The sequence below is a fragment of the Bdellovibrio sp. MYbb2 genome (genome assembly GCF_056175685.1).
The window spans coordinates 13,976-24,653 of record NZ_JBJKJI010000009.1; the positions used below are offsets into that span (position 1 = coordinate 13,976).

12 protein-coding genes and 1 pseudogene are annotated in these 10,678 nt (G+C 44.9%); 4 read left to right on the top strand and 9 right to left on the bottom strand.

Annotation, left to right across the window (positions count from 1 at the left end):
• Nucleotides 1–199: hypothetical protein (locus AC04MQ_RS19125; protein WP_475392871.1), on the top strand; the 199-nt coding region annotated here is incomplete at its 5' end.
• A 111-nt stretch (nucleotides 200–310) separates the two neighbouring features.
• Here the strand turns inward: AC04MQ_RS19125 and AC04MQ_RS19130 are convergent.
• The 4 genes and pseudogenes from AC04MQ_RS19130 to AC04MQ_RS19145 all read right to left on the bottom strand — a co-directional run.
• A pseudogene (locus AC04MQ_RS19130) lies at nucleotides 311–403 on the bottom strand (integrase core domain-containing protein); the annotation flags it as partial.
• A 24-nt stretch (nucleotides 404–427) separates the two neighbouring features.
• A complete protein-coding gene (locus tag AC04MQ_RS19135) occupies nucleotides 428–1,096 on the bottom strand; it encodes an IS3 family transposase (protein WP_475392872.1) in 669 nt (222 codons plus the stop codon).
• Between the two features lie 130 nt (nucleotides 1,097–1,226).
• Nucleotides 1,227–1,487 (bottom strand): hypothetical protein, encoded by a 261-nt coding sequence (locus AC04MQ_RS19140; protein ID WP_475392883.1) that lies wholly within the window; start codon nucleotides 1,485–1,487, stop codon nucleotides 1,227–1,229.
• A gap of 136 nt (nucleotides 1,488–1,623) precedes the next feature.
• Nucleotides 1,624–4,176 (bottom strand): LamG domain-containing protein, encoded by a 2,553-nt coding sequence (locus tag AC04MQ_RS19145; protein WP_475392873.1) that lies wholly within the window; start codon nucleotides 4,174–4,176, stop codon nucleotides 1,624–1,626.
• A 383-nt stretch (nucleotides 4,177–4,559) separates the two neighbouring features.
• Between AC04MQ_RS19145 and AC04MQ_RS19150 the strand changes: the two genes are divergently transcribed.
• Together AC04MQ_RS19150 and AC04MQ_RS19155 are read left to right on the top strand one after the other, a co-directional pair.
• Nucleotides 4,560–4,862 (top strand): hypothetical protein, encoded by a 303-nt coding sequence (locus tag AC04MQ_RS19150; RefSeq protein WP_475392874.1) that lies wholly within the window; start codon nucleotides 4,560–4,562, stop codon nucleotides 4,860–4,862.
• Between the two features lie 144 nt (nucleotides 4,863–5,006).
• Nucleotides 5,007–5,231 carry a hypothetical protein gene (locus tag AC04MQ_RS19155; protein ID WP_475392875.1) on the top strand — a complete coding sequence of 75 codons (225 nt, stop codon included), beginning with the start codon at nucleotides 5,007–5,009 and terminating at the stop codon, nucleotides 5,229–5,231.
• A gap of 5 nt (nucleotides 5,232–5,236) precedes the next feature.
• Here the strand turns inward: AC04MQ_RS19155 and AC04MQ_RS19160 are convergent, their stop codons facing one another.
• The 5 genes from AC04MQ_RS19160 to AC04MQ_RS19180 form a co-directional block, all read right to left on the bottom strand.
• The gene (locus tag AC04MQ_RS19160) at nucleotides 5,237–5,497 is read right to left on the bottom strand and encodes a hypothetical protein (RefSeq protein ID WP_475392876.1); all 261 of its coding nucleotides are present in this window, start codon (nucleotides 5,495–5,497) and stop codon (nucleotides 5,237–5,239) included.
• A 5-nt stretch (nucleotides 5,498–5,502) separates the two neighbouring features.
• Nucleotides 5,503–5,772, bottom strand: coding sequence for a hypothetical protein (locus tag AC04MQ_RS19165; protein ID WP_475392877.1), 270 nt, complete (start codon nucleotides 5,770–5,772; stop codon nucleotides 5,503–5,505).
• 144 nt (nucleotides 5,773–5,916) lie between these two features.
• Nucleotides 5,917–6,333, bottom strand: a complete 417-nt coding sequence (locus AC04MQ_RS19170; RefSeq protein WP_475392878.1) for a hypothetical protein — start codon at nucleotides 6,331–6,333, stop codon at nucleotides 5,917–5,919.
• On the bottom strand, nucleotides 6,333–7,055 hold the full coding sequence (locus AC04MQ_RS19175; protein ID WP_475392879.1) for a 3D domain-containing protein: 723 nt from the start codon (nucleotides 7,053–7,055) through the stop codon (nucleotides 6,333–6,335). The genes AC04MQ_RS19170 and AC04MQ_RS19175 overlap by 1 nt, the downstream gene beginning before the upstream one ends.
• Before the next feature lie 23 nt (nucleotides 7,056–7,078).
• On the bottom strand, nucleotides 7,079–9,391 hold the full coding sequence (locus AC04MQ_RS19180; RefSeq protein WP_475392880.1) for a sialate O-acetylesterase: 2,313 nt from the start codon (nucleotides 9,389–9,391) through the stop codon (nucleotides 7,079–7,081).
• 867 nt (nucleotides 9,392–10,258) lie between these two features.
• Between AC04MQ_RS19180 and AC04MQ_RS19185 the strand changes: the two genes are divergently transcribed.
• Complete coding sequence (locus AC04MQ_RS19185; protein WP_475392881.1) at nucleotides 10,259–10,525, top strand: hypothetical protein; 267 nt, start codon at nucleotides 10,259–10,261, stop codon at nucleotides 10,523–10,525.
• Nucleotides 10,526–10,678 lie beyond the last annotated feature (153 nt).

A 10,678-nucleotide genomic window follows, 5' to 3' on the forward strand; every position in this document is an offset into this window, starting at 1 on the left:
TACCACCCAAGCACCATGCACCAACTATGTGTTGATGACAACAGCTTGGGGTGCAGAATCTTATCGGGCCGTGGATGGTGTTTTTATTCATAAATCCAATGTTGCTGGACGTGGTTTTCCAATGGGGAACTATTATCTTTCAGTGAAAAAGGAAAATGGAGAGACCCAGCGACTAGACTTCACTCCGAAAAACAACTAAGTATAAACTTGTCCCATTAATTGTTGCTACCCCAAAAGCTTCTTCATTTAGATGACGAAGGGGCTTTTTTTGCAAAGCAAATAGGAATAGTTATCTTGCTGGAAGAGGGATAATTGAGTCTCGACGTGTTAGGCAGGTAGCAAAGGCATGGTCATTCAGACACTCATTTCTGAAACGGCCATTGAAGGACTCGATGAAGGTGGAGTTAACCTCTAAAAACAGGACCACCTAGCCAGCGGTTGTTGTTTGTTCTCGATACTGCGTCGGAGCCATCATCTTCAAGCCCCTATGCGGTGCAACTTCGTTATAATCTTTGAACCACTTCGGCAAAACTTCTAGAACAGCTTCTGCATTAGGGATGCTGTTGACGTACACGTAATCTCTTTTGAAGGTTTTTACGAAGGCTTCGGCCATTCCATTAGATTCTGGGCTGTATGCCGGTGTTGTGCATACCGAGATCCCCAGACTTCGGATGAAGTGAATGGTCTCAGTGGCTACGAACTGGGGGCCATTGTCAGATAGCCACTCAAGACGATGCGGAACCTGTTTGTGGTCAGGGAACCTCTGGTCAAAGCATTCTGCAGCAAGATCCCTGACGAGTTCGCCTTTGATGCCGACAGAGCTTGCGGCCCAGCGGATGACTTCTCGGTCATGGCAGTCCATTACAAAGATCACCCACACAAAGTCACCATTCCAACATCTAATGCCAAAAATATCTGTACACCACCGTAGATCACTTCTCATTGTGATCACCTTGCCATCATGGGTCTGTCTATATGATTTTCCAGTATGCCGGGCCAAGCAAAGATCATTTTCGCGCATGATCCGGTAAACCCTTTTGTGGTTCACTGGCGACAATCCGTCTTCAGTTCTTTGGCGGTTTAGCAAAGCCGTCACCTGGGGTATCCATAGGTTGGCCGGTTATCAGTGATCTCTTTGATGACAGGCAATAGATCACCGTCATCGGGTTGAGTCCGTTGTTTCATATTGGCGTTTTCCTTGAATCTGTTGACGATATTAGAGCGAGCTATTTCAAAGGCTTCACAGATGTTGCGAAGGGAATATCTTCGACTCCCGGCAATGGTTGCCGCGAGATCAGTTTTTTTTCGCGTGCAAGCTCGATGGCATCCCTGAGGATCTCCACCTGTTCAGTCTTACGACCCAGCATTCTCTCAGTCTCTGAAACTATGGACTGTTTTTCAGATGGGGACCAACGGCGTTTCCGCTCTTTGCCCAGAATCTCGGTTTTATAAGTTTTGTTACTAGTACTATTACTAGTCGTATTCATAGTCATACCCCTTTTTTGAAGCTGACTAAGTGGTCCTGTTTAAGAGGGGGTAAGTCCAGGGGGAACCTCAAAACCCATAGTGCCTTCATCTAAAAACACTGACAGGGCACTCTTCAAACACGCCCGAGTAATTGGGCTAGTTGCAAGTTACACCAAAGCGTGCATTCTGCGCTTTGCAATGAGCTTTGATTTTCGCGTCAGTGAGTGCGGATTTGTAAACACGAAGAATTGCTAGATTTCCATTATAGCGACGACGTCCGTCGGCATCAGCTGGAATTCCTACAAATGTATTTGAAAGTCCTCCAATAACATCACCGTCCGCCTGCGGAGTCCCAGCCTGATCACGTTTGATATCAATGATCTTCGTCGCTTTTAAAACGCCATTTATATAGGCTCCTATTTTTGAAGTGTTTTTATCAAAACTCACAGCGACGTGATACCACTGATTGATATCTAAACTTTCTACGGATGCCACGGTGTCCGTGAAACCGTAATTATTGACGATAAAAGCTGTCAGTTCGTTGTTGGTCCCAATTCTCATACCGAAACCTTGCGACAGCTTATTCGCATTGTCATAGGTGGCTTTTTCAAAAATAGTTTTGAAAAGAGGATGGTTCATATGATTCGGAGGAAAACTATTATCCACTCCCAATGCCACGCCCGGTTTCAGCCAGGCCTCGATAGTCCATGTTGGTCCTAAAGAAAGGCTGGCGTTGGTATTGAGTTGAATATAGTCATTCACTCCATCAAAGGCCATAGAAGAATTTGCAGGAGTTGTCGTGACAAAGCCCGAAGTCGGTGTGCCATCAAAACCACCCATGATTTTTGAATATGTATCCGAAGTAAGGTCGGCCCAGCCTGAGGGAGTCGCAGTACTCGAGGGACGTATTCCTGACTCTGCATTCGCAGCATCCCAATGAAGAACGAGGTCATTCTGTGTGATCGCGCCAATTTTAACACGACGATAGCGTTCTGCTGTGGCCGCGAAGTCGGCGAAAATTTCAGCAGCCGTTGATTGTTTATAACCGGCGATTTCTGATATGAGGCCTGCAAATGCAAAGGGACCTTGCACTTGAGGCGCAACTCGGAAAGGAGAAGAAAAGTCATAAGTCGCTGGAAGACTTTGACTGCAAACCTCACGTCCGTTGACGTATGTTTTCATAAGACTGCCTGTGACTTGACTCGTAACAAATGTCCAATCGTCCGTGGCCGGAGTCGTATCCATGCAAAGTACTTCAGCGCCACCATCGGTGTAGCGGCTTGAAATAACGCCCCACCAGTGACTGCTCTCAAAAACGCCATTGGTGTGATTTACTAAGAGAGCGCTCTTACTATTGTTGTCGTCGCGTTTGAACCAATAAGATAGACGCAATTCTTTCGTATTTCCCAAGTTGCTTACGGGAAGAGGTAAACCTTGAGGGTCTTGATTCGCATCGAAGTGCAAAGCTGCAAGTCCAGTGTCGACGTCAACAATCCATGGAGCAGTTTCATTCAATCCACTCAAGTCCATCGTGTCGGCATTTGTAAGGCCAGGCCAAGGATCTGTGCGATTGTTATCGGTCGTTGCGATTTCTCGCGCGACAAGAACGCTTTTAGTTTCCCATGTTTTAGGTAGGGAGAACTGTGCATCGTAAAGGAAGAGTTGCTGATTGGTCGTCCACGTAGGGCGCACCTGCAGATACACCTTTTCTCGGGCAAATCCTGAGTTTTGTTCTGAAGCTTCAAAATTAAAGAACCAACTGCCGATATCACTGAATAACGGTGTCCATTCAAAAGCACCCGAGGCACTCATTGTGCCATTTCCTAGGCAATCTAAATTCGGAAAGACATTGAGGTTGCCAAAAACTCTTTTAAAGTTGCACGACCAAAAAAGATTTCCAACTTGCGCCAGATTGTTGACGGCGACACTCAGGGCGATGGCTTCTTGAGGTGGCTTTATGACAGGGGATATGGAAGCTAATAAAGGCAGTGTCGGTGCCGTGCTTTGTGCTCCATCAAGATTCTTCAAAGCCACAGAATAGATTTTGACTTCGGCATCTTCAGAGTAAAACCCCAAGGAGCCTTTGGAAGCGTACATCTTTTTCGGGAAGGCCGTGTTCCCTTCGAAAGAATAGAAAAAAGTGCCATCACGATGCACAGTAAACTTGTTGTCTACACGCACAAACTTAAACTTATGACGAGATCCCACAGCGGTTGTTGTTGCAGCATCTGTAGAAATAAAATTCTGTCCGAGTTCGCCATGAGCCAGTCCCAATTCCGATCCATTCACAGGTTTTGATATGTAGTAGTTGGTCGTCTTTCCTGTCACACTTCCGTTATAACTAAAGAAGAGCCAAAAAACCTCCCAATCATTGGCCGCTGTGTTCTGACGAAGTTGCTGGGTTACCTCGAGATCCACAACCAGTTCGAAATCTTGCAGGGGGGTATCGATAGTTTGTTGGAGCATCACCAAAGACGCATGTGTTTCACTCCCTGCGGTCGAAGCTTTCGGTGCCATCGTGATATTGTCAGAGTTGAAATCCACGTGCCCTTCGCCATCATAAACGACCATGAAGTTTTGCGGAGTAAGCTCGATGGGGGTTGGCGGTGCAACTGATGGTGCACTTGTTGAGATGGTACTTTCAAGAGAGAAGTTGAGAACTCCACACGCAGAAAGAAAAATGGGTAGGATCAGAATCAGCAGTTTCATAGAATACCTCTCGGCTTTTTAGGTAGAGGCAATAAGCTTACTTAAATGAATGTAATCCTATAGTGTTCTGAATTTTCCAGGAGGATAGGGATATTTTGGAGTCTTTTCTTTACAAAATATACCTCAACGCGGGTGTGGTGTAATGGTAGCCACGAGAGACTCAAAATCTCTTGGATTCACGTCCATGGGGGGACAAGTCCCTCCCGCACCAACCTTTATTAAATCCAATACAATCGAAATAGGAAACACCATGCCTGATCGAATTCATTGGATTCGTGATCAATTTTTAGATGGCACTGAAATAAAGACAATGTTCTCGTGGCGGGCTATTAATTGCGGTCATTTTCATATAGAAAACTCTCTGATATTAAAGGTGGGATTTTATGAAAAGCTATATCGCAGTTTTGATGTTTGCATTCTCTCTTTTTGCGGGATTCGCAAAAGCAGAGGCTTGTTCTCCAGAAAATGTAGTTGGAGATATTTTGACGAAGCAAAGGAATATGTCAGGTGGACAATTTTACGTTGCTTTGCCGAGAATAAAAGATTTGCCCGCTGGTCAAGTTTACGAAATTCAATTTTCATCTGTCTTTAGCGATGGCTCAGGAGAAATTGGTTCGATTGAGGTTCAGTTAACAACCTGCAAGGTTGTTAAATTCAACGTAATAAGCTCGCTCTTGCTTAAGTAGCAATTGATATAGGAGCAGCCTAAGTCGTTTGACTGTTGAACTCTTAGACGTCGGTCAGCGATATATGGCAAAGTCCCCTGAATCGGTGTTTAACGGTTATAAGCCTTCTCTTGGAGGGGCCAGGATTTTGCAATACTCATTGGTGTGAAAGTCACGTTTTTAATAGCAATCCCTGTTTTGATGATGATAGGCCTTACGGCTTGCCAAACTTCCTCTAAAATGACAACAGCGGGGCGCACGCCAGCACCACAAATTGTAACGTTTGATGATTCTGAGGTTCCATATATTGCTGTATCAAAAAAGAATGGCAAAGTCAGCGCAGAGATTGTTAGTGTGCCAGCACAGGCATCCCAAGTTACAGTAAAATAATCAAATTAGTAGCCCTTGTTTCCCATAAGAAGCCTGCCAAGAAATTCGCAGGCTTCTTGATTTTTGGGGAATTCATTTACGGATGTGGATTGATTGCTTAAAAGAGCAAGGTACTGAATGGATTTTGCTACTTGTTTCAAAAGCCCCTCTTGCTTAGAGGCTTTTGTTTTCTTATTAGCCTTACGAGCTTTTAGCGAAGCTTCGGCGGCCGCTTTTAATTGCAGGTAGGTTGTCGTCGCAGGAGCTGTCCATTCAAGCGTAAACACTGAATCTAGTCCTCCAACTCATCAATCCAAGAGAGAGATTCCTCAAAAGCTGGATTGCTGCTGATTTGCTCCTTAGCCGCAGCATCAAGCCCCGCCTGCACAAGACTGATAGCCGTTGAGTTTTCATGAAGCCATTTCTCACGAGTGGGAACAACTACAGCTCGCTTTACCACGAGATCACCGTGAATATTTTTCTCCACGATAGCCATTGATCCAGCAAATTCTTCTCCTAAAAGAAGGCGGCCTCTTGAGTCTACTTTTCTTGCTGTGTCCATAAAGGTCTCCTAACACAACCAGAATACCAGAGATACTATTTGGCTTTCGAATAAACGGCCCTATGTGTTCGACCAGCTTAGGCTCGGGGGCACCAACCTTCTCCAAGGCTACGGTTGGCAGGCCGTTTCCAAAGCACTGATCTTCTAGTCATCAGACTCAACAGATATTTGTTGCGCCTTTCTGTTTTCTAACTTTTGGTTCCCGTATTTATGAAGGGCTTTTCTTCGGGCTGCGGAAATTTTGTCGCAAATACTTTTATTTGATTTTTCTTTGCACTGAGCCTCAACAGTTTTATAGATGTTGTCCCACTTATCTTCGTCCATAGAGTCCGCTTTTAATTTCTCAGATGTCAGATCTTTTAGCGCATCAAGTTGTGTTAAGTGTGGTCTAACTTTTTTCAGGTAGTATTGCTTTTGGTCTTGTTGGAAATCGCTAAACTCAGAGTAATCCGAGAGTAGTAATTGTGAGCTATTTGCGTGTTCTTCACAAGAAAAGGCCTGGATAGGTTGTAGGATTGTAAGAGCGATAGTCATTAGAAGCGTTGCATTCAGTGGATTCATTATTTGATTCCTCCATGATTGATTTGTTTGGAATTCTTTTCTGCAAGAGTATCAGCCTTTAGCGGTCTATTGACGTTTTCCAAGGCTACTTTAATTTGACCTTTTAAGAAAACTGCTTCTGGTGTATTTTTACGAACCACCGAAAATGTTTTTCTATCAAGGCACTCTGATTTGGCGGTCATCTTTAAAGGACCCTTTAAGCCGAAGGTGTTGTTGGGATGAGACAGCCCAAAGTGTCCTGTAAATAGGTCGAAGCGGTTGTTGCCATTGATAGCACCACCGACATCTTCAACAACCAGGACTCCTGGATGGGTCATCTTTTTTCCATTTTCAAGACTAACAATTTGGCCTTTAAGGCTGGGAACCTTCAACATGTCCCCCATTCTATAGTACCTGTCGTCAGCGGCAACGGAAATATATGGAGTCAGGCAAGTACCTGCCGCGCCGACGGCAGTGTTACAATTGCCAATGTTACGAGTTCTTCCATCGTATGTGAGCACTTTATTGCCATTAAGAGTTCCTGAACCTTGCATTTTGACCTCGGTTACAAAGGCTTTGCAGATCTTACCGTCCTTACAATAGTCGTTCACGTGAGGAACAAAGTATATTGTTGAGGATAGAATATTTGCCGGACAGTTGACCGATGATGCATTTGCATAGGGCAGGATGAAAAATATAGTAAGCGCTTTTAGAATATTTTTGCGAAAGGATATCACTATCATTGTTGTTATCTCCCGGTCATTGTTTATGGACAATTTAGTTTGGTTGCTAGGTGGTAGCATCCGTCACCTTGCTTGCTCCAGCCGTCGCCAGCTGGGGTCTTATTGCAAGCAAAATATACCTTCTTTTTATTGGCGCAGAAGTAAGTAGGTTCCCGGTGAAAGCAGCCGTCGTCTTGTCTTTTCCAGCCCACCTTGTTGCCGATATTTGGAACTTTATCGCATCTGCAATGCCATTCCAAGGCACCACCATTTTCTGTTTTTCTGACGCCGTGGTTGCACTGGGAAGGCTGTGTTTGTGATGGTGGTGAGACGGTATTGTCTTTAGGAGTGAATAGTAGCTTATATCGAGAACCATTGGCCATGATGACGGTGGTGAAATAGTTTCCCATTGGGAAGCCGAGCTTTTCCACGTTGGATTTGTGGATAAAGACATCGTCATTCTTTCTATAGGATGCTGTTCCCCATGCTTTTGTAATCAAAACAAAGTCGCTGTCTTTCGTACATCCAACACGATCTACAATTCCAGAACAAGCTCGGGCTTGTTCGCCTGCACCCCATATTTCCTGATCAAAAGAGGTGACAAATCCATTCTTAGCCTGAGATCGGTCCACAAGGCGCACTAGACCTGGCTTCGGCACGGGCACAGGTGCAGGCGTTGGTGAAGGTAAAGGATTATGCTGCGTTTTTACCTGCTGCCAATGGTTAGGGGAGTTTAAGTCAGCATCGACAGTTGTTAGGCCATTGCAGATGTTCGTATAGTGGTCTGCCGTGAAATCGAGGGCCCAGGGCCCATTACATCGAACAGTGCTGATGATCGAGGTTCCTGATCTATCATAGACGGACATATTCTGTCCCCCAGTGCGAGAGACACAAAGTTGGCCGATACGGCATTGATAGTCGCCGTGTTGATTTGAGAAGTCGACAAATTTGTCTGATGAAGCCGTAGTTCTGTTTGATGCTTCGATGGCCCGGAACCAACGAATTGCCATTTCTTTTTGGCCAGCCAGTGAAAAGTGAATGCAAGCTCCCGTGAATCCTGAATATCGATAGCCTTCTTTAAGGTCGTCGGATTCCGGGCCTTGATAGACGTTATTAAGTGTCCAAAGGGCTTGTTGACTTTTTCTTAGCATTTCCGCGTGGTCTGGCTTGACGGGCTGGATGTCAATACAGTTTTCTGGATGCTTGTCCGGACCAAAGGAGGCGCGAGCAACAAGCCATTTTGCATTGATTCCAAGATCGGCATCGAGGGTCACTTTAAGTTGCATAAATCGTGCTGTATAAAGAATAGGTGCACAAGTCGCCAGTGGCTTGGTGCTACAGTCTTCGGCATAAAGATCTGATTCGCCTTGATGCCAAAGAATCATTTTGAATCCACCACTTTTTTCCTGCAGTGATCTCGCGGCAAAGCGCAGTCGGTCATATAGAGGATAGGCTCTAAAGTCGTTTTCAAGATTGGCCCCAATGTAGAAGGCCTGTGCGCTGGGCTGCCACTGAGATATTGTTGTTCCTCCGACGGCCGTATTTAAGAAGGCAATTGGAACGTTGTCTTTTTGGGCTAGATAGTCACCAAGTTCGGGCCAGTTGGAACCTTGGCCTTTCCCATTGGATCTTTCAGTCAGTGCTTTATTTGGATCGGTCGAGGCGAAAGGAAGTGGGTCTGAGGCGGCCACCCAGGTGTTTTTTTCGGGATCATTCATCACAACCAGTGGGTTCCTTGCGCTGGTTTTAACCTCGGCATGCTGGGCAGCATTCGATTGGCCGGCAATAAGATAGATGTCGCCCACGCCAAACTGAGAAACATCAGAGATGTAGGAGATCTGTTGCTGTTCGTCGACTTGAATCAGCTTCAAAGTATACCATCCACCCGCAGAAAGAACGATAGGCAGTGACAATTCAGCCGACGATGATGGATCGACTGAGTATGTTTTACTTAAAAGAATCTTTTTTGGTAGGAGTTGGATATTGACGGTAATCCACTTGACTCCTGGCGAGGCTTTTTTAAATTTCAATGAGACAATTGCTGCGTCAGGAGTCGTCAGTCCATTAAGGGTGACTGATTCTTTTCTTTGGAAGACATGTTTGTTGTGAATATTAAGAAGTAAGTTGTTTGACGATATAGATCTAAAAGCCCCATCGGGATAAGGGGTGCCGGTTTCAATGGAATGGCTGCTTAAGCCCGAGAGGCCTTCGATCCTTTCAAAAGGGATTGAAGCCAGTGCTCTAACAGGTGCGGAATCATTGACGCGGAAGGCACCACTGCAGTTTTGAAATAAAGGCAACAGCGTCAGTGTAAGGACAAAGAACATAAGAATCCGCTTAGATTTTGTTAAATCCATGTAGGTTTCCTTTCCCCAGGTGCTGTTCAAGTCTATCGGCGAGCTTGTTTTTTATACAATTGAATGAGGTGGCTTTCTTAGAGTGAGATGTTCTGGAGGTTGGTTTTTGTTCTATCTAAGACAGAAAGTGAAATATCACCTCAAATTTTGTAAAGTGATATCAAGGAGGGGGCATGACTAGATTTCCATTAGCTATCGGAGTGCTTCTTTTTTCACAAACATTATTGGCTCTCGAAGTAAAACCCATTGCAGGAGCCTCGGCTGTAGCTATCGTGAATGTCATGAAGTTAGGTGTGGGCCAAAGTCGGGAAGAAAGTGCAGAGATCTATTATAAGAGAAGCCCCTCGTTGAATAGGAAAGTGCGAGACGTCGCCTGCAGTAGTATGACTAGCTATCATTTGATAGGAATGGAATGCCGGCTTCCTGACTGTGGGGCAGGGAGCGGTTGGATTAATCCGGAAACGGTCTACTGTGACTTTAGCAACGTGAGATCGTCCAATGACTTGCGATTGATACAGAAAATCTTAAGGACTGCAGGTCTGGACTTAAAAAATGAGCTGTTTAAATATAAGTTCCGTACTTTGTAACCGGTACTATTGCAAATCCGGCAGCCAATCTAAAGAGGAACTTAAGCAGCCTTTTGAGCATAGCAGGAGATTGGCCACCACGTGGTGAAGGGCTGGATTGAATACATTCTAAACTAAATAGAAATGGTAGCGGGGCCTCCTTCTTGGCTCCGGCTGCAAGTTCTGTTTGGGTCAGAATACAATCTTAAAGAGTATTTTTTTGTGGTATTTAGCATGGCTAACTAAAGCCCGAGAAGTCTAATAGTTCCGTCGATTGGTCGGAAGTGAGGGGCTGCTAAAGATGGGTATTAAATATTTCTGCTTTGGTTTGGTACTTCTTGGGCTTGGTGGTTGTTCCTTTGAAGCAAGTATTACTTCCTTGTCCGGGCAACCTTCTTTCTTGGACGATACAGTGATTCTTAATCGCAAAAATCCTGACTATATATCTGGAGAGGTTGTTACGACATCCAATGGGTATCAGTTCGTCGGGGTTTTTGGCGAGGCTTCAGAAAAGACAAAAAGTATTACGGGCAATAATTGGCAATTTGAAGGAGTCTTTTATGAATAAGCTGTACGTTGTCTCTTTCACTATTCTAATAGCCTTGGTTTTAGTAATGCCTGAAGCCAAGGCCCAGCATAAAGGTATTAGCTTTCAGGCAGTAATTAAGAAGCCCGATGGAAGCTATCCCACTGTCAGCGGTATGACAGTGACTGTGCAGAT